At 33.6% G+C, this 20486-nt stretch carries 17 protein-coding genes (1 of these 17 only partly in view); 7 read left to right on the top strand and 10 right to left on the bottom strand.

The annotated features are described in order from the left end of the window. Nucleotides 1-67 precede the first annotated feature (67 nt). From BN2144_RS05750 to rpmH, 10 genes are all read right to left on the bottom strand, one after another. The gene (locus tag BN2144_RS05750) at nucleotides 68-922 is read right to left on the bottom strand and encodes a ParB/RepB/Spo0J family partition protein (protein WP_033827348.1); all 855 of its coding nucleotides are present in this window, start codon (nucleotides 920-922) and stop codon (nucleotides 68-70) included. Next, nucleotides 915-1676 (bottom strand): ParA family protein, encoded by a 762-nt coding sequence (locus tag BN2144_RS05745; RefSeq protein ID WP_033827347.1) that lies wholly within the window; start codon nucleotides 1674-1676, stop codon nucleotides 915-917. The genes BN2144_RS05750 and BN2144_RS05745 overlap by 8 nt, the downstream gene beginning before the upstream one ends. Before the next feature lie 358 nt (nucleotides 1677-2034). Next, nucleotides 2035-2904 (bottom strand): nucleoid occlusion protein, encoded by an 870-nt coding sequence (gene noc, locus BN2144_RS05740; RefSeq protein ID WP_033827346.1) that lies wholly within the window; start codon nucleotides 2902-2904, stop codon nucleotides 2035-2037. Nucleotides 2905-3194: 290 nt separating this feature from the next. Next, nucleotides 3195-3914: a 16S rRNA (guanine(527)-N(7))-methyltransferase RsmG gene (rsmG, locus tag BN2144_RS05735; RefSeq protein ID WP_033827345.1), complete on the bottom strand. Its 720-nt coding sequence runs from the start codon at nucleotides 3912-3914 to the stop codon at nucleotides 3195-3197. A gap of 109 nt (nucleotides 3915-4023) precedes the next feature. Next, nucleotides 4024-5919: a tRNA uridine-5-carboxymethylaminomethyl(34) synthesis enzyme MnmG gene (gene mnmG, locus BN2144_RS05730; protein WP_033827344.1), complete on the bottom strand. Its 1896-nt coding sequence runs from the start codon at nucleotides 5917-5919 to the stop codon at nucleotides 4024-4026. A gap of 18 nt (nucleotides 5920-5937) precedes the next feature. Beyond that, on the bottom strand, nucleotides 5938-7323 hold the full coding sequence (gene mnmE, locus BN2144_RS05725; RefSeq protein WP_033827343.1) for a tRNA uridine-5-carboxymethylaminomethyl(34) synthesis GTPase MnmE: 1386 nt from the start codon (nucleotides 7321-7323) through the stop codon (nucleotides 5938-5940). Between the two features lie 383 nt (nucleotides 7324-7706). After that, nucleotides 7707-8324 (bottom strand): RNA-binding cell elongation regulator Jag/EloR, encoded by a 618-nt coding sequence (gene jag / locus BN2144_RS05720; RefSeq protein ID WP_033827342.1) that lies wholly within the window; start codon nucleotides 8322-8324, stop codon nucleotides 7707-7709. Beyond that, nucleotides 8321-9112, bottom strand: coding sequence for a YidC family membrane integrase SpoIIIJ (spoIIIJ, locus tag BN2144_RS05715; protein ID WP_033827341.1), 792 nt, complete (start codon nucleotides 9110-9112; stop codon nucleotides 8321-8323). Before spoIIIJ ends, jag begins: the two co-directional genes overlap by 4 nt. Before the next feature lie 193 nt (nucleotides 9113-9305). Further along, entirely contained in the window at nucleotides 9306-9671 is a 366-nt protein-coding gene (rnpA, locus tag BN2144_RS05710) for a ribonuclease P protein component (RefSeq protein ID WP_033827340.1), read from the bottom strand. A 128-nt stretch (nucleotides 9672-9799) separates the two neighbouring features. Next, nucleotides 9800-9934, bottom strand: coding sequence for a 50S ribosomal protein L34 (gene rpmH / locus BN2144_RS05705; protein ID WP_033827339.1), 135 nt, complete (start codon nucleotides 9932-9934; stop codon nucleotides 9800-9802). Between the two features lie 569 nt (nucleotides 9935-10503). Here rpmH and dnaA point away from each other — a divergent pair. From dnaA to BN2144_RS05670, 7 genes are all read left to right on the top strand, one after another. Next, entirely contained in the window at nucleotides 10504-11853 is a 1350-nt protein-coding gene (gene dnaA / locus BN2144_RS05700) for a chromosomal replication initiator protein DnaA (RefSeq protein ID WP_033827338.1), read from the top strand. Nucleotides 11854-12064: 211 nt separating this feature from the next. Further along, nucleotides 12065-13231, top strand: coding sequence for a DNA polymerase III subunit beta (dnaN, locus tag BN2144_RS05695; protein ID WP_033827337.1), 1167 nt, complete (start codon nucleotides 12065-12067; stop codon nucleotides 13229-13231). Between the two features lie 183 nt (nucleotides 13232-13414). Further along, nucleotides 13415-13636, top strand: a complete 222-nt coding sequence (gene yaaA / locus BN2144_RS05690; protein WP_033827336.1) for a S4 domain-containing protein YaaA — start codon at nucleotides 13415-13417, stop codon at nucleotides 13634-13636. Nucleotides 13637-13648: 12 nt separating this feature from the next. Continuing rightward, the gene (gene recF, locus BN2144_RS05685; RefSeq protein ID WP_033827335.1) at nucleotides 13649-14758 is read left to right on the top strand and encodes a DNA replication/repair protein RecF; all 1110 of its coding nucleotides are present in this window, start codon (nucleotides 13649-13651) and stop codon (nucleotides 14756-14758) included. 61 nt (nucleotides 14759-14819) lie between these two features. After that, nucleotides 14820-16742, top strand: coding sequence for a DNA topoisomerase (ATP-hydrolyzing) subunit B (gene gyrB / locus BN2144_RS05680; protein ID WP_033827334.1), 1923 nt, complete (start codon nucleotides 14820-14822; stop codon nucleotides 16740-16742). A gap of 130 nt (nucleotides 16743-16872) precedes the next feature. Next, on the top strand, nucleotides 16873-19395 hold the full coding sequence (gene gyrA / locus BN2144_RS05675; protein WP_033827333.1) for a DNA gyrase subunit A: 2523 nt from the start codon (nucleotides 16873-16875) through the stop codon (nucleotides 19393-19395). A gap of 209 nt (nucleotides 19396-19604) precedes the next feature. Beyond that, a protein-coding gene (locus BN2144_RS05670; protein ID WP_033827332.1) for an HD-GYP domain-containing protein crosses the window boundary here: on the top strand, nucleotides 19605-20486 show its 5' portion. The gene runs 222 nt beyond the window's last position; 882 of the gene's 1104 nt are visible here — the first part of the coding sequence; it begins with the start codon at nucleotides 19605-19607; the stop codon falls past the right edge of the window.

Below are 20486 nucleotides of genomic sequence, written 5' to 3'. Positions count from 1 at the left end.
CATAAATGTGCATGTTACGTTAATCATGTTTTCTACTTAAAATAAAAAATAAGTCACGTATCATGACTTATTCATTCAATTCTGGATTTAATATTTCTAGTATACGATTTAAATCTTCCTTAGAAAAAAAATCAATTTCAATTTTTCCTTTGTTTTTTGTCTGTTTTATACTTACAGGCGTACCAAACCTTTCTCGTAAGTGTGTTTCCTGTTCTACAAAAAAGACATCTTTCTTTTCTTTCTTTTTCGCTGTTTCACGTGGAACATTATTATTTAATTGATTTATAAGCTGTTCTAGTTGCCGTACATTTAATTGTTCCTTTATAACTTTATCTGCTACAATGTTTATCTTTTCCTTTTTCTTTAAGCCGAGTAATGCCCGGCCATGTCCCATCGTTAACTTACCTTCAGTTATATATTGCTGGATTTCAGTAGGTAATGATAAAAGTCGAACGTGGTTAGCGATATGAGGTCTACTTTTTCCCAATCTTTTTGCCAATTGTTCTTGGGTGATATGGAGTCGATCAATCAACATTTGATATGCTGCTCCTTCTTCAATTGGGGTTAAATCTTCCCTTTGAAGGTTCTCCAATATAGCTAACTCCATCATTTGTTGCTCAGAAAACTCACGGACAACAGCTGGAACCATTTCCAATCCTGCCTCTTTTGCTGCCCGATATCTCCGTTCTCCAACAACAATTTCGTAACCTTTAATGCTTTTTCTAACAATTAATGGTTGTAAAATGCCATGTTCTATAATCGACTGTTTTAATTCCTCTAATGCTTCATCAGCAAAAACTTTTCGTGGCTGATATGGATTTGGCCTTAATTGTTGTATACTAATTTCTTGTACAGTTTCTTCATCTTTTAACTCGACTGTTTGAAATAAAGAATCTAATCCCTTTCCAAGACGTTTAGCCATTCACCACCACTTCCTTTGCTAAATCTAAGTATACTTCTGCCCCACGTGATCTTGGATCGTATATAATAATTGGCTTTCCATGACTTGGCGCTTCACTTAAACGGACATTCCTTGGGATAATCGTGTTAAACACTTTATTTTGAAAGTACTTTTTAACTTCTTCAATAACTTGTAACCCTAAATTTGTACGAGCATCAAGCATCGTTAATAAAACACCTTCAATAGACAATTCCGTATTTAAATGTTTTTGAACTAATCGAACCGTATTTAGAAGTTGGCTTAATCCTTCTAGAGCGTAATACTCACATTGTACTGGAATTAAAACTGAATCTGCAGCTGTCAATGCATTTAATGTTAACAGACCTAATGATGGCGGACAATCAATGATAATATAATCAAATTGATCCTTCACTTGCTCTAAAGCATGTTTAAGCCTCATTTCCCGCGAAATTGTTGGGACTAATTCTATTTCTGCACCAGCTAATTGAATCGTTGCTGGGATAATAAATAAATTTTCAACTTGAGTTGATAAAACGACATTTTTCGTCTCTTCATCATCAATTAAAATATCATATATACATTTTGAGACATCAGCCTTTTCAACACCAATTCCACTTGTTGCATTTCCTTGTGGATCGACATCAACAATTAATACTTTTTTTCCAATATAGGCTAAGCAGGCTGATAAGTTAACCGAAGTTGTTGTTTTACCTACCCCACCCTTTTGGTTTGCAATTGCAATAATCCTACTCACAATGTCACCTACCTTAAAACATAAAAACTAGCTAGTATAAGTATAAAACGTTTATATATTATTCACATACATAAGTTCGACTATTTTTCGAACAAGATGTTAGCTCTAATACACGGAGTTTTCTCTATTTTAACATGAAAACAAGAAAAAAACTTTTTAATTAAACAAATTTACATGTGTAAATGATATTTTCAATGTGTATACCAGTCGATTTACTGCAATTGTAAATTTCATCCAACATAAAATATCAATCTCATGAAAAAAAAGACTGTTCTTCACAGCCTTTAACATGTACTCTCGTATTTTATCTTTCAAGCAAGTTTCAAGTCTACCTTACTAGTAATCTAGTAAATAAAAGTTAGGATTTCTTTTTAGGGATTCGAATGGTAATTTGATAAAAATCATCGAGTTCTTCTTCTTCTGAGTCAACACTAATTCCACTCTTATTAACCATTTGTAATGATTGTCTAATTGTATTGACCGCAATACGGACATCTTTACTAAATGATATTCGCTTCGGTCTCTTTTTTGTTTCATTAGACAGTAATTTATTTACACGTTCTTCGGTTTGTTTGACATTTAAATTTTTTTCAATAATTTCGTTTAAAACTTTTAATTGTTTTTCTTCATCTTTTAATGGCATTAATGCTCTAGCATGTCTCTCTGTAATTGCCTTTGTTAACAATGCTTCTTGTAATTGTTGTGGCAATTTTAATAGTCTTAACTTATTAGCAACAGTCGATTGGCTTTTACCTAAACGCTGTGCTAAAGCTTCTTGAGTTAGTTCATGGATTTCAATTAATTGATTGTAAGCCAATGCCTCCTCAATTGGCGTAAGTTCTTCCCTCTGCAAATTTTCAATTAAGGCAATAGATGCCGTTTGTTTGTCATTCATTTCTTTAATAATTGCAGGTACAGTGTCCCAGCCTAATTTTTTTATTGCCCGGTACCGTCTCTCACCAGCAATAATTTCATATTGTCCGTTCTCCAACTGTCTAACAACAATTGGCTGAATAATACCATGCGTGTGGATCGTCCGAGCCAATTCATCAATCTTCTCTTCATCAAAGATTGTTCTCGGCTGAAAACGATTCGGAATAATCTCATCAAGTGGTATTTTTACAATCTCTTCCTTATCTTCTACTATTGACTCTTGTTCGCTAAATTCCTCTTTATTTGTATCAACTTTCTCAGTAACCCCAAATATACGTGATAATGGATGTTTCATTCGTATACACCATCCTTTTGGTAACTCCTTGGCATGAGGAAACAAAATTAATCCGAGAAACTGGAAAAAAGTTCCGCAGCTACTAAAAAATTTATTTCATACAATCCATTGTCGATAAGGAGGGTTCCCCTTTTATATGTTATATAAAAATTTATAATTACAGTTATTATTTTAACATATCAAATTTATCTGCATGTACTATATACATATTTCTACCTTTTCTACCAATTTCCTGCTAAAAATTTCATATTTTTTAATTTTTAGATTACTATGCTATGTATCCTCTATTATTATAATGGATTTTTTGCTGGTAAACCTGGTTTTCTTGGATATTTTTTTGATGTTGGTTTCACTTTTTCTATTTGAATAATTGTTCGCTCACTATTTTCTACTGGTAAATTAAATAATTCCGTGTTTTTAATCTTCCCACCAAGTGTTGAAATGGCTTTTTTCCCTTCTTCTAATTCTTCTTTTCCATTGGCCCCTTTTAACGCAATAAAGTATCCTCCCTTCCGAACTAACGGAAGACAAAGTTCACTAAGGACAGACATTTTTGCGACTCCACGGGCTGTAACTAAGTCATATTTTTCACGGTGAAGTGGATTTTGTCCAAACGTTTCAGCACGATCATGGTAAAAGTGGACATTCTCCAATTTCAGTACTGTTGCTAGTTCCTCTAAAAAAGTTATCCGTTTTTTCAATGAATCTACAATCGTTACGTTTAATTGTGGAAAGGCAATTTTTAACGGAATACTTGGAAATCCAGCACCCGCTCCAACGTCACAAACGGATATTTTTTCTTGAAATGACAAAGGAAACTGTTTCACAATTGTCAGTGAATCATAAAAGTGTTTTAAGTAAACTTCACTTTTCTCTGTTATTGCAGTTAAATTAATTTTCTCATTCCATTCAATTAATGTTTCATAATATTGCTCGAATTGTTGTAGTTGGTTTTCATCTAATGTGATATTCAGTTGAGCTAATTCATTTAGGAATTGTTGACGATTCATCATGTTCACTCTTTCTGGCAATTTGCATTTATTAACTAGATTTTATAGACAGGAAAGGAATTTGTTGAACCCCAACAAATCCCACCTGAAACATTTTTTGTAAACCGGATTAATCATTCGATACGCGCGCAATTTTACCATGTTCTAAATAAATTAATAAGATGGATATGTCAGCCGGATTGACTCCCGATATTCTTGATGCTTGAGCTAATGTTAGAGGGTGAACTTTTTTCAAATTGTCTCTCGCTTCATTTGCTAGACCACTTATTGCATCATAATCAATATCAAATGGAATTTTCTTTTCTTCCATCTTTTTAAGTCGTTCTACTTGTTGTAATGCTTTACCGATATATCCTTCATATTTTATTTGAATTTCTACTTGTTCCTCTATTTCATGTGACAATTCTACTTCACTTGGAGCTAGTAATTTAATATGCTCATATTTAATTTCAGGCCTTCTGAGTAGATCACTTGCCAAAATCCCGTCTTTTAATTCACTACCACCAATACTTCGAATAAGTTCCTGTGTTTTTTCATTCGGTTTAATTCTTATTTTACTTAATCGTTTCATTTCATTTTCAATTTTTTCCTTCTTATTAAGGAATTGTTGATAACGTTCTTCACTAATTAATCCTAATTCATACCCAATCTCAGTCAAACGAAGGTCAGCATTATCATGTCGAAGTAATAGTCGATATTCTGCTCTTGAAGTTAGTAATCGATAAGGTTCAACTGTCCCCTTCGTAACAAGATCATCAATTAAAACCCCAATATAAGCATCTGAGCGTTGTAAAATCACTTTTTTATCTTTTCCTAATGCCCTTAATCCAGCATTGATACCAGCCATTAATCCTTGTGCAGCAGCTTCCTCATATCCACTCGTTCCATTAATTTGACCTGCTGTATAAAGATTTTTTACTGCTTTTGTTTCTAACGTTGGCCATAATTGAGTCGGAGTAATGGCATCATATTCAATTGCATAACCCGTACGCATCATTTTTACATTTTTTAGCGCAGGAATTGTTTTTAGTAATTCATGTTGAACTTCTTCTGGTAAGCTTGTTGATAATCCTTGAACGTAAACTTCTTCCGTGTTCCTTCCTTCAGGTTCTAAAAAGATTTGATGACGTGGTTTATCATGGAATCTGACAACTTTATCTTCAATTGAAGGGCAATATCTAGGTCCTCTCCCTTTAATCATTCCTGAAAACATTGGACTTCGATGTAAGTTTGCGTCAATGATTTTATGAGTCTCTTCATTTGTATAAGTTAACCAACAAGGAAGCTGATCTATCATATAATCTGTTGTTTCATAAGAAAATGCCCGAGGTTTTTCGTCTCCTGGTTGGATTTCTGTCTTTGTATAATCAATTGTTTTTCCATTTACTCGTGGTGGCGTACCTGTTTTAAAACGAACTAAGTCAAACCCGAGTTTTTCCAGATCTTCAGACAACTTTATCGATGGTTGTTGGTTATTTGGACCACTTGAGTATTTCAATTCACCGATAATAATTTCTCCACGTAAAAATGTACCTGTTGTTACAATGACCGTTTTCGCATGGTAAACGGCACCCGTATGTGTAATGACTCCGGTACAAACTCCGTCCTCAACAATTAGCTGCTCAACCATCCCTTGGATTAGTTCAAGATTCGGTTCGTTTTCTAACATATTTTTCATTTCTTGTTGATAGGATACTTTATCAGCTTGAGCACGTAAAGCACGTACAGCTGGCCCTTTTCCTGTATTTAACATGCGCATTTGAATGGCTGTTTTATCAATTACTTTCCCCATCGCTCCACCTAATGCGTCAATTTCCCGGACAACAATTCCTTTAGCCGGTCCTCCAATCGATGGATTACAATACATGAAAGCAATCATATCAAGACTAATTGTAATGATCGCTGTCTTTGCTCCCATCTTTGCTGTAGCAAGAGCTGCCTCACAACCGGCATGTCCAGCTCCAATGACAACTACATCATAATTCCCCGCTTCATATGTTTGCATTTAACTACCTCCAATACATCACTTTCCTAAACAAAATTGTGAAAATAATTTATTAATTAATTCATCATGGACCGTTTCACCAATAATTTCCCCTAATAATTCCCATGTTTTTGTCATATCAATTTGAACTAAATCTACTGGCATTTCAGATTCTATCCCTTGAAGTGCATCACTAATAGATTGATGCGCCTGATGAAGTAAACTAATATGTCTTGCGTTCGATACATAAGTTAAATCATCGGTTTCAATATTTCCGGACAAGTACATATTCGCAATGGTTTCCTCTAAGTCTTCAATCCCTTGATCATCTTTGACAGAAATATGAATGATTTTACGGCCTTCAGCTCGTCTTTCTACTTCTTCTAAATCAATTTGTTGATGTAAGTCCGTTTTATTAATAACGATAATGGCGTCCATTCCTTTAATTGTGTCGAATAGATTTCGATCTTCATCGGTTAATTGTTCATTATTATTTAAAAGAAATAAAATTAAGTCTGCCTCTTGTAATACTTTACGTGAGCGTTCGACCCCAATTTTTTCTACAAGATCCTCTGTTTCACGAATACCCGCTGTATCAATTAATTTTAAAGGCACTCCACGAACATTTACATATTCTTCAATTACATCCCTTGTTGTTCCTGGAACGTCTGTAACAATCGCTTTGTTTTCTTGAGCAAAACTATTTAATAACGATGATTTACCGACATTCGGACGACCGATAATTACCGTTCGAATACCCTCTCTTAATATTTTCCCCTGTTTTGCTGTTTCCAATAACTTATTAATTTCTGTTTTTACATACAAAGCTTTTTCAGCAAAAAGTTTATTTGTCATTTCCTCTACATCATCGTATTCCGGGTAATCGATATTTACTTCTACTTGTGCTAATACAGCAAGTAGTTCTTCACGTAATTTTTGAATTTGTTTAGATAGTCGTCCTTCTAACTGACCTATCGCATTATTCATCGCCTTATCCGTTTTTGCGCGAATTAAATCCATAATTGCTTCCGCTTGCGATAAGTCAATGCGGCCATTTAAAAATGCTCTTTTCGTAAATTCACCGGGCTCTGCTAAACGAGCACCATGGGTTAAGACTAATTCTAATACCCGATTAACCGAAAGTAAGCCACCATGGCAGTTTATTTCAACTACATCTTCACGAGTAAAAGTTTTAGGTGCTTTCATAACAGACACCATTACTTCTTCGATAATCTTCTGCTCTTTTGGGTCAAATATATGTCCGTAATGGATTGTATGTGAAGGAACTTCTCGAAGTTTTTTTCCCGAAGGTCCTTTAAATATGTTATCAATGATTGGTAATGCGTTTTGACCAGATATACGAACGATTCCTATAGCCCCTTCTCCTAATGGCGTAGAAATTGCCGCAATTGTATCTATATCCATTTTAATTTCATCACCTATTCCAATTTTATCTATTTTATTATACTCACCCTTATCACTACATCAATATACCTTTAAATAGATTTATTTTTATAACAAAATGCTCATATACACTTAATTTTATCTTATCCACATGTTGATAACAATTATTTTAATAATTATAAACGCTATTTTTCAATAGTAAACATGTGGATATCTTAAAAACAACGTTCCCATCATTGTTCTTTCGTCTAACAGAGCAATGAAAAAGCTATGCCCGAATCTCTTCATTTTAAGAGGGCATAGCTTTCTTATTACTTTATTAAAAAATCCTTCCTCCTATTTATAAACGGGGAAGGAATGCTAAATGATTAAACGATTTATTATTGAGTTTAGTTACTATTAAGCTATTTTGGAGAAATGACTAGATGCCGATGTGGATCTGTTCCTTCAGAATACGTTTTTATATGTTTATTCGTAGCTAATGCTGCATGAATGACTTTCCTTTCAAATGAAGGCATTGGCTCAAGAGAAATTTCCTTATTCTCTCTTATTGCTCTTGCTGCGATTCGATTAGCTAACTGAATTAAGCTAGCCTCTCTTTTTTCACGATAATTTTCAGCATCTAAACGAATGGTCATATATTCTTCACTATTTTTATTTAAAACTAATTGAGTTAGTAACTGTAATGCATTTAATGTTTGGCCTCTTTTTCCAATTAATAAACCTGCTTTATCACTTGTTATTTGAAAAAGTACATGTTTTCCATCCGTTTTAGATTCAATTTGAATATCAATGTCCATCGTTTTGCATATACTTGTTAAAAATTCCTTTGCGGCATCTACTGGATTTATTTTGATAGTCAATTTAACAATAGATGGACGAGTTCCGAAAATACCAAAGATCCCCTTTTTCCCCTCATCAATAATATTTATTTCTACTTGCTCTTTCGTAACATGTAATTGAGCTAGTCCTGACTGTATTGCTTCTTCAACTGATTGGCCAGTAGCCGTTATTTCTCTCACTTTTTCTTACCTCCCATATGTCCAGCAGCCAGTTCTGTTTTTCCACTTATCACTTCAGGAGTATTGATAAAATAAGATTGTACGATGGAAAATATATTCCCGATAATCCAGTATAAAGGTAATGCTGCTGGTAAATATATAGAAAAGATAATAATCATAATTGGCATAACCCATAACATCATCGCCATTTGTGGATTCGCCTCTTGTCCTTTTGTCATCACCTTTTGCTGAACAAAAGTAAATATACCCGCTAAAATAGGCAGCATAAAGAATGGATCAGGTGATGCTAAATCAAACCATAAAAAAGAATTCCCTTTTATTTCTTCTGTACGCATAATTGCATGATAAAATCCTAATAATATAGGCATCTGTATTAAAATTGGTAAACAACCTGCCATTGGATTAATATCATACTTTTGCATTAATAATATTTGCTCTTGTTGTAACTTTTGTTGTGTAAGAGCATCATTTGATTTATATTTTTCACGTAACTTTGCTAGTTCTGATTGTATTGCTTGCGTTGCTTTTAAACTTTTCATCTGTTTAATCATCAATGGTAAAATAGCCATGCGAATAAGTATGGTTATGACGATTATTGATAGCCCAAACCCCCATGGACCACCAATTAAATGAGCAACTTTTATCATACTCCATGATAAAGGATAAACAATGAATTCATTCCAAATGCCGGTGGAATCTTTCGTAACTGGTTCATTAATTTCAGCACACCCAGATAATAAAATACTGACTAAGACGACAGTTAGTAAAATCCAAGCTTTATTTTTCACTCACATAATTCCCCCTGTTAAATATTCATACTTATTCCCGTTCAATTTCCCCAGTTATCCTTTGTTTACGTAAATACTCTTTCCCTTTTCATACTGTATGTATTTTATCATTTTTCCTAGCTGTATTGATAGAGATATTCCATCTTACTTTTTTGATTTCACTTTCTATATCGACTATATTGTCGTATCTACTTTAACTATGATTATGATTCTTAAAATTTCGAGGTAAAACTTTAGCTATTTTCAAAACATGTATTAAACTACTTTTTACTTCATGATAATTCATTGTACTAGCAGGCTTTCTTGCAACGACAACATAATCAAATCGCGAATCAACATCAGTTTCTAATTCATGGAACACTTGTCTTATGTAGCGCTTCACTTGATTTCTCGTAACTGCATTTCCTATTTTTTTACTTACGGATAATCCAAGTCGAAAGTGATTGAACTCGATATTAGGATATTTATAAATAATAAATTGCCTATTCGCAAAAGATTGTCCATTTTTAAAGACAATTTGAAATTCCTTATTTTTCTTTATTCGGTACTCTTTTTTCACAGAAAACACCTACACTGTTTATTGACAAACGTATATTTTCAATTATTACCGCATCTAGTTAGAATTAGACAAATAAAAACAGATAAATGAATGAAATTGTAAAAAAGACCACTGATTGGGTCAGTGGCCTATGCAGATAATACTTTTCTTCCTTTACGACGACGGCGAGCAATTACTTTACGACCGTTTTTCGTACTCATTCTTTCACGGAATCCATGTACTTTACTTCTTTTTCTTTTATTTGGTTGATACGTTCTCTTCATGTATGACACCTCCCTATGAGGAAAACAATTCACGACAGTCTTTAATATTATAAAAACATTGCCCCTCTTATGTCAAGCACTGTAGGAAACTTACTGTATTTTACCATAAAAATTTTTTATCCTTTTTCATTTAGGAAACTTTTTTATCGAACGTTTCCAATCAACAGTCGCTAAAAAAATTTATATATGGACAACTTGTGGATAGTATTTCGACACCACTAGACATTCATTCACAGTTTATCGACATTTTTCTCACATAGTCTCACCTTGTGGATATTTTCTATCAACAGTCATTTTGTTTTGTGGATATTTTTTTATAAGCATTGCGGAATAAGGGATACTTTGATATGATGGTATGTGTTTTAACTATGGATAAGTTATTCAAATTCCCAACTTATCCACAAATTGTTAATAACATGTGTATAAGTTATTCAAATTTGTTGAGAAATAATTATCCACATCCGTGGTTTTTGTTGAAAAATGTCTTTTTTACTATAATATAGTTTATCCACAGAAGTAATATGTTTTTATGAACGGCCAAGAGGTAAAGGTCAAGGAGGTAGCGGCCATTGGAAAATATCGATGACCTTTGGGGAAAAACGTTGAAAGTCATTGAAAAAAAAATTAGTAAACCGAGCTTTGAAACTTGGCTTAAATCAACAAAGGCAATCGCCCTAAACGGAAAAAATTTAATTGTTGAAGCGCCCAATGATTTTGCAAGAGAATGGCTCGATGGAAATTATAAAGAAATACTTACAGAAATTTTATATGAACTTATTGGCGAAAATATGTCTCTTAAATTTGTTATTCCTGAAACAAATTTAGACGATCCTTTATTAATGTCCACACCTAGTAAAAAGCAGCAGCCAAAGCCAGACACATCGGTAGACTCTGTCCAACATATGTTAAATCCAAAATATACATTTGATACTTTTGTCATTGGGTCTGGAAACCGTTTTGCCCATGCTGCATCACTCGCTGTTGCAGAAGCGCCAGCAAAAGCATATAATCCTCTATTTATCTATGGTGGAGTTGGACTCGGGAAAACCCATTTAATGCATGCAATTGGTCATTATGTTTTAGAACATAATCCAATGGCAAAAGTCGTGTACTTAACATCTGAAAAATTTACAAACGAATTCATTAATTCGATTCGTGATAATCGACCAGATGATTTTCGTAACAAATATCGAAATGTTGATATTTTACTAATTGATGATATTCAATTTTTAGCGGGAAAAGAGTCAACCCAAGAGGAATTTTTCCATACGTTTAATACATTACATGAAGAAAATAAGCAAATTATTATTTCAAGTGATCGACCACCAAGAGAAATTCCTACACTAGAAGACCGCCTACGTTCACGTTTTGAATGGGGACTTATTACGGATATTACTCCCCCAGATTTAGAAACGAGAATTGCTATTTTAAGAAAAAAAGCAAAGGCTGAAGGTTTAGATATACCAAATGAAGTCATGTTGTATATTGCTAATCAAATTGATTCCAATATACGGGAATTAGAAGGTGCACTTATACGTGTTGTTGCTTATTCATCTTTAGAAAATAAAGATATAAATGCTGATTTAGCTGCAGAAGCATTAAAAAGTATCATTCCAAGCTCGAAACCAAAAATTGTTACGATTCAAGATATTCAACGAATTGTTGGTGAACAATACGGTGTTAAATTAGAAGATTTCACTGCTAAAAAGCGTACAAAATCAATTGCTTTCCCAAGACAAATTGCTATGTACTTATCAAGGGAATTAACGGACTTTTCTTTACCAAAAATAGGGGAAGAATTTGGTGGGAGAGATCATACTACTGTTATTCATGCCCATGAAAAGATATCAAATCTTATAAGCACAGATCCTCAATTTGAGAAGCAAATTCAAGAACTTGAGAATAAAATAAAATCTTAATTTTATACAAGCTTTATACGCAATTATTCAATGATCATTTATAATAGAATAGTTAATAATGTTAATATCTTTTACTCGCTATGCACAGTCTGTCCACATGTGGATAGACTTTATTTTACGTTAGAAAATATACTTATCCACAAATTCACAGGCTATATTACTATTACTTCTATTTTTTATTTTTATTTAATTATATATTGGAGGAAAAAAAATGAAGTTTTTCATTCAGAAAGAACGGTTAACAAAAAGTGTACAAGATGTAATGAAAGCTGTAGCATCCCGAACAACAATTCCAATATTAATCGGGATCAAAATAGATGCTACGGATGAAGGTGTTGCTTTAACAGGTAGTAACTCCGATATATCAATAAAATCATTTATACCAAAAGAAGAAAATGATATAGAAAATGTAAATATTATAGAAAAAGGGTCCATTGTATTACAAGCTCGCTTTTTTAGTGAGGTTGTTAGAAAATTACCAGAGTCCATTGTTGAAATAACAGTAGAAGATCAATTTAAAACGGTTATTCGTTCAGGAAATGCAGAATTTATTATTCACGGTCTAGATGCTGAAGAATATCCACGACTTCCACAAATCGAGGGTGAAAATCGCTTATCGTTACCAACAGATTTATTAATTACGTTAGTTAAACAAACTGTATTTGCAGTTTCCCAATCAGAAACAAGACCCATATTAACAGGTGTGCATTGGGTTTTTGAAAATAATGAATTAATCGCAGTGGCAACAGATAGTCATCGCCTAGCTTTAAAGAAAGTAACATTACAAAAAGAATTTCTAAAATCTAATGATGAAACTGATAAAAAGCAAGAAAATAGTATCGTTATTCCGGGGAAAAGTTTAAGTGAACTAATAAAAGTACTGGAGGACAATACGCAAGAGCCGATAGATATTTTTGTTACAGATAATCAAATATTGTTTAAAGCGAAACATTTGTTATTTTATTCCCGTTTGCTTGAAGGGAAATATCCAGATACTTCGAAATTAATTCCAACTGATAGTAAAACAAAAGTAAAAATAAATGCGAAAGACTTTTTACAAGCAGTGGATCGTGCATCACTACTCGCACGAGAAGGTAAAAATAATGTCGTGAAATTTGCAACTTTAGATCAAGAAATATTGGAAATTTCTTCCTATACACCGGAAATTGGTAAAGTTGTCGAAAAAGTGAAAGGTTTATCAGTTGAAGGTGAAGAAATAAAAATTTCCTTCAGTGCAAAATATATGATTGATGCACTACGAGCAATTGATGGTTCTGAGGTGACCATTTACTTCACTGGGGCGATGCGACCATTCGTAATTAAAACAGATCAAGATGAAACAATCTTGCAATTAATTCTACCAGTTCGAACATTTTAATAATTTTTTTGGGGGTGCTTCATAATAGAAGCGCCCTACTCTTTGATAAAAGAAGCAGCTCCCTCAAAATTTACCATCATATGTCCCTACAACAACGAGATAGATTCTATTCATAGACTTTGTTTCTTTTCAAATATTTAGTAAAATAATCATTAGAGTAGTTAGAAAGGACCGATACAAAAAATGGATAAAGAATTAAAAATTGACACAGAATATATTACTTTAGGTCAATTTTTGAAAATGATTGACTTAATTCAATCTGGTGGAATGGCTAAACGGTTTTTAGAGGAAAATGAAGTATTCGTTAACGGACAACTAGAATTACGAAGAGGTAGGAAATTGAGAAACGGTGATCAGGTAGAAATAAAAGGTGTTGATTCTTTTATTATCATTCATGACGCTTAAAGGATGTATGCGATGCACATAAAACAACTAGATATTAAAAATTTCCGCAATTATGATTCTCTTTCCGTTCCTTTTGAAAATAAAGTCAATGTCATTATTGGCGAAAATGCTCAAGGAAAGACAAATTTGATGGAAGCCATATATGTGTTAGCAATGGCAAAGTCTCATCGCTCATCAAATGATAAAGAACTTATCCATTGGGACAAAGAATATGCTAAAATAGAAGGATGGATAGAAAAAAAGAATAATACGATTCCTCTTGAATTAATCATTACAAAAAAGGGAAAAAAAGCAAAGTGTAATCATCTCGAACAAGTTCGTTTAAGTCAATACATCGGGAATATTAATGTTGTTATGTTTGCCCCAGAAGATTTAAATCTTGTTAAAGGGAGTCCAAGTGTAAGGCGTCGTTTTATCGATATGGAAATTGGACAAGTATCCCCTATTTATCTACATGATATTTCTCAGTATCAAAAGGTTCTACATCAAAGAAATCAATATTTAAGATTACTACAGTCAAAAAAACAAACAGATTACATGATGTTAGATATTTATACTGAACAACTGATCGAGTTAGCTGTAAAAGTGATGGCAAAAAGAATTGAATTTATACAGTTACTACAAGAATGGGCAAAATCAATCCATATGAGTATATCAAGAGGACTTGAAAATTTAGAGATTCACTATAAAACGAGTATCGATGTATCAGAAGAAGATGGTTTGTCGAAAATGGTTAATGCATATCAAGAAAAGTTTATAACGATGAAAGAAAAAGAAGTCGAACGTGGCGTAACCTTATTAGGACCACACCGTGATGATCTTATTTTTAAAGTGAACGGTCGGGATGTTCAAATATATGGCTCGCAAGGTCAACAGCGCACAACAGCATTATCCGTTAAACTAGCTGAGATTGAATTAATTAAAAATGAGATGGGTGAATTTCCTGTTCTTCTGTTAGATGATGTTTTATCAGAATTAGACGATTATAGGCAGTCTCATTTATTAAGTACAATTCAAGGGAAAGTTCAAACCTTTGTAACAACAACAAGTATTGACGGAATAAACCATGAAACAATGAAAAATGCCAATATATACAAAGTGAGTAAAGGACAATTAATTTGATCTTCGTTCTATACAGGTAAGAAAAGTCGTCAGTATAGAGAAAGTTAGGTGAAATGTTTTGATGGAAGAAAATAAATGGCAAGATACTTCCTATGATGCAAATCAGATTCAAGTGCTAGAAGGACTAGAAGCGGTAAGAAAACGGCCAGGTATGTATATTGGATCAACTAGTTCAAGAGGGCTACATCATCTTGTTTGGGAGATTGTGGACAATAGTATTGATGAGGCTTTAGCCGGATATTGTACACAAATTGACGTAATCATAGAAGAAGATAACAGTATAACTGTAAAAGATAACGGTCGTGGTATTCCAGTTGATATCCAAGAAAAACTAGGACGCCCTGCTGTTGAAGTCATTCACACGGTCCTTCATGCAGGGGGAAAGTTTGGCGGTGGAGGATATAAAGTTTCTGGTGGCCTTCACGGTGTTGGTGCATCTGTCGTTAATGCGTTGTCTGTGGAATTTGAAGTTTTTGTTCATCGTGACGGAAAAGTTCACTATCAAAAATATTCACGTGGGATTCCGTTATTTGATTTAAAAGTAATTGGGGAAACGGACCATACAGGAACTACGACGCATTTCACTCCTGATCCAGAAATCTTTACCGAAACTCTTGAATATGAATTTGATACATTAGCGAAACGGATTAGAGAATTAGCTTTCCTTAATAAAGGTTTAAAAATTATTCTTGAAGATAAGCGTGAAGAAAATAAGAAAAAGGAATTCCATTATGAAGGTGGAATAAAGTCATACGTAAGTAGTTTAAATAAATCCAAGACAGTATTATTTGAGGAACCAATCTATATTGAAGCTCAGCGTGAAGGGATACAAATTGAAATCTCTTTACAATACAATGATGGCTATACAAATATTATTTATTCTTTCGCAAATAATATTCATACGTATGAGGGCGGGACTCATGAATCTGGTTTTAAAGCTGCGTTAACAAGAGTAATTAATGATTACGCACGTAAAAATGGAATTTTAAAGGATAAGGATGAAAATCTAACAGGTGAAGATGTCCGTGAAGGTTTAGTAGCCATTATTTCAATAAAACACCCAAATCCACAATTTGAGGGACAAACAAAAACAAAACTAGGAAATTCTGAGGCAAGAACAATTACAGATGCATTATTCTCGGAAGCATTCGAAAAATTTATATTAGAGAATCCAACTGTAGCAAGGAAAATTGTTGAAAAGGGAATACTTGCAGCAAGAGCTAGAGTTGCAGCAAAAAAGGCAAGAGAAGTTACTCGTCGAAAAAATGTACTAGAAATTTCAAGTCTCCCTGGTAAGCTTGCAGACTGTTCTTCAAACGAAGCAGAAATATGTGAATTATATATTGTTGAAGGTGACTCAGCGGGTGGATCTGCTAAACAAGGGAGAGATCGTCACTTTCAAGCCATTTTACCATTACGAGGTAAGATTCTTAATGTTGAAAAGGCACGGCTGGATCGCATCCTTTCAAATGCAGAAATTCGTGCAATGATTACAGCTATCGGTACTGGGATTAGTGAGGATTTTGATATTTCAAAGGCACGGTATCATAAGGTTGTTATAATGACTGATGCAGATGTCGATGGTGCTCATATACGAACATTATTATTAACATTTTTCTATCGATATATGAGGCAAATTATTGAAGCAGGCTACGTATATATTGCCCAACCTCCTTTATATAAAATTCAACAAGGGAAAAGGATTGAATATGCGTACAGTGATACAGAGTTAGAGGAAATTTTAAAAACATTATCTGCACAGCCTAAACCAGGTATTCAACGATATAAAGGTCTAGGAGAAATGAATCCAGAACAATTATGGGAAACGACAATGGACCCTGCTCATCGAACTTTAAAACAAGTTCATTTAAGTGATGCAATTGAAGCGGATGAAACTTTTGAAATGTTAATGGGTGACCGTGTTGAACCGAGAAGACAATTTATTGAAGAAAATGCTGTCTACGTTAAGAATCTAGACATTTAGTTTTGATAAGAGACTAGACAGTACGTTTAGTCTTTTATCACTCTATAGGATAGAAATATACTTCACAATTATGGTAAAAATTGGGCGAATGACAAAATAAAACAACTCGATAAGGAGGTTGTTGACTCTAATGGATACACCTAACTCCAATATACAAGAAGTCAATATTAGTAAAGAAATGCGAACGTCATTTTTAGACTATGCAATGAGCGTTATTGTATCCCGTGCCCTTCCAGATGTGCGAGATGGTTTAAAACCAGTTCAACGCCGAATTCTATATGCAATGAACGATTTAGGAATTGTCGCTGATAAACCATACAAGAAAAGTGCACGTATTGTTGGGGATGTAATTGGTAAATACCATCCACACGGGGACTCAGCTGTTTATGAGACGATGGTTCGGATGGCTCAAGATTTTAGTTATCGTTATCCGCTTGTTGATGGTCATGGAAATTTTGGTTCAATTGACGGAGATTCTGCAGCTGCTATGCGTTACACAGAAGCAAGAATGTCGAAAATTTCAATGGAAATGCTCCGTGATATTAATAAAGCCACGATTGATTATCAAGATAATTACGATGGCCAAGAAAAGGAGCCAGTTGTACTTCCATCACGTTTTCCAAATCTATTAGTTAACGGTACGACAGGGATTGCTGTTGGGATGGCAACGAATATTCCTCCACATCAATTAGGTGAAGTTATAGATGGATTATTAGCTTTAAGTCATAACCCAGATATTACAATAGAAGAGCTAATGCAGTACATAAAAGGCCCTGATTTTCCAACAGCTGGGTTAATTTTAGGTAAAAGTGGAATTCGTAAAGCATACGAAACAGGAAAAGGTTCTATTACTTTAAGAGCAAGAGTCCAAATTGAAGAATTGGCGCATGGAAAACACGCCATTATCGTTTCAGAAATTCCATATCAAGTTAACAAAGCAAAATTAATCGAAAAAATTGCTGAATTAGCTAGAGAAAAAAGAATTGATGGAATAACAGCTTTACGTGATGAATCCGACCGGAGCGGTTTACGAATTGTAATGGAGTTAAGAAAAGATGTTAACGCAAATGTATTATTGAATAATTTATATAAACATACAGCATTACAAACAACATTTGGCATTAATATGCTCGCTCTTGTTGGTGGGCAGCCAAAAGTACTAAATTTGAAACAAATATTATATTACTATTTAGAACATCAAAAAGAAATTATTACAAGAAGAACGCAGTATGAGTTAAATAAGGCTGAGGCAAGAGCACATATTTTGGAAGGATTACGTATCGCTCTTGATCATATCGATGAAGTTATTAATTTAATTAGAAGTTCGCAAACAACTGAAATTGCGAGAGAAGGATTAATGTCTCGTTTTGGCCTTTCTGAAAAGCAAGCACAAGCTATTTTAGATATGCGTTTGCAACGATTAACTGGTTTAGAGCGGGAAAAAATTGAAGAGGAATATGCCGAACTTCAATCATTAATCGCTGAATTACGAGCAATTTTAGCTGACGAAGAAAAAATACTAAATATTATTCGTGAAGAACTAACAGAAATTAAAGAACGTTATAATGATAAAAGATTAACAGAAATTACGTTTGGTGGTCTGGAAGATATTGATGATGAAGATTTAATTCCAGAAGAGTCAATTATTATTACTCTAACCCGTAATGGCTATATTAAACGTACCCCTTCCTCAACTTACCGTTCACAAAAACGTGGTGGTCGAGGAATTCAAGGTATGGGTACAAATGAAGATGACTTTGTAGAAAACTTAATTACAACGTCTACACATGATACGATTCTATTTTTCACGAACAAAGGAAAAGTGTATAAAACAAAAGGTTATCGTATCCCAGAGTATTCAAGAACTGCAAAAGGACTACCAATAATAAATTTATTAGAAATTGATAAAGATGAGTCCATTAATGCAATGATACCTGTTGAGAAGTTGGATAAGGAATTATATCTCTTCTTCACGACAAAACAAGGAATATCCAAACGTTGTCCTCTATCTGCCTTTGCAAATATACGCAATAATGGATTAATCGCCATTCATTTACGTGAAGGGGATGAACTAATTTCTGTACGGTTAACAGATGGTTCTAAGGATATTATCATTGGTACAAAAAAAGGTATGCTCATTCGTTTTAATGAAACTGATGTACGATCAATGGGACGTACTGCATCAGGTGTAAAAGGAATTTCATTAGTTGCAGATGATGAAGTTATTGGTATGGAAATTTTGGAAGAACATCAGGACGTACTCGTAGTAACAGAAAAAGGATATGGAAAGAGAACACATGCCGATCATTATCGTATTCAAAATCGAGGCGGTAAAGGTATTCGGACGTGTAATATCCAGGAAAAAAATGGGCAACTTATTGCAATGAAGCCAGTGACAGAAGATGAGGATATTATGGTTATAACTGATAGTGGCATCATTATCCGAATGGCAGTGGACGGAATATCAAGAACAGGAAGAAACGCAATGGGTGTAAGACTTATTCGTCTTGCGGAAGATAGCATGGTAACAGCCGTAGCGAAAGTGGAAAAGGAAGAAAAAGAAGAAGTTGAATTAGATTCTGAACAAAATTCAACTCATGAAACGAATGAAATAGAAGAACTAGAAAACGATAGAGAAGATGTAGAAGAATAGGCATAACAGCAAATAGTTAATAAAAAAGGTAGTTCCATAGACGGACTACCCTTTTTATTTAGCTAGGGAAATAATATATACTAAAGGATAGTAAAATGATAAATTTAACTACGATGATGTATACTGATAGAAAAACATTCGTTATCATAATCATTAATGTTAATGAAGGAATATTTTGAATATATAAATTGGTTGTAAGGGTGGGACGAATGATAATTGGAGTATCAAAGTTAAAAGAAGGTTTCATTATTACGGAAAGTGTAATTGGGTTGACAAAAAATCCAATTGTACCGAAAAATACGATTGTTACAAGAGAAATTATTGATGTATTAAAAGCATTTCAGATTAAAGAAGTTGTTGTATCCAGTTCTACCGTTAAGAAAAGAAATATAAAAAATCATAATCAGTCAATTTCAAGTGAAAACCAAAAGACTAGTAAAAATGCAAAAAACCACTTATTTGATTTTAAACTTAAATATCAAGAAACAGTAAATGAATATAAAAAGGAATTTATGCGCTGGCAGTCAGGTGCTACAGTTGATATTAATAAGGTAAGAGGATATATGATTCCTTTATTCGAACATTTGGAAAAAGAGCCAGTTCATATATTATTTCTTCAAAACGATGTGGAAGATGAACAGGAATATATTTTCCATCATGCTGTAGCTGTAGGATTAATTTCTGGATATCTTGCCAAAAGAATGAATTTTAATCGTGCAGAGTGTAATCAAGTAGTGTTGGCAGGGTGTCTAAGTGATTGTGGCATGGCAAAAGTTAACCCAGCTATACTTAGTCAAAAGAAACTAAATAGGTTAGATTTACAAGAAATAAGACTACATCCTACATATAGTTATAAAATGTTACAAAATATACCATCATTAAATAATGGAGTAAAAATAGGCGTTTTACAACATCATGAACGTATAGATGGCAGTGGTTATCCCCTAAAGGAAAAAGGAGAAAGAATACATTTATACGCAAAGATTATTGGTATTGTAGATGTTTATCATGCTTTAATCTGTAATCGAATATATAAGCCAAAAGTATCACCTTTTCAAGCAATTGAAATAATTAGCCATGAAATGTTCGGT

Source organism: Bacillus andreraoultii, from assembly GCF_001244735.1.
Lineage (GTDB): Bacteria > Bacillota > Bacilli > Bacillales > Caldibacillaceae > Caldifermentibacillus > Caldifermentibacillus andreraoultii.
Note: the sequence above shows the minus strand (reverse complement) of the source record. Positions and strands in the feature narration are given on the sequence as shown.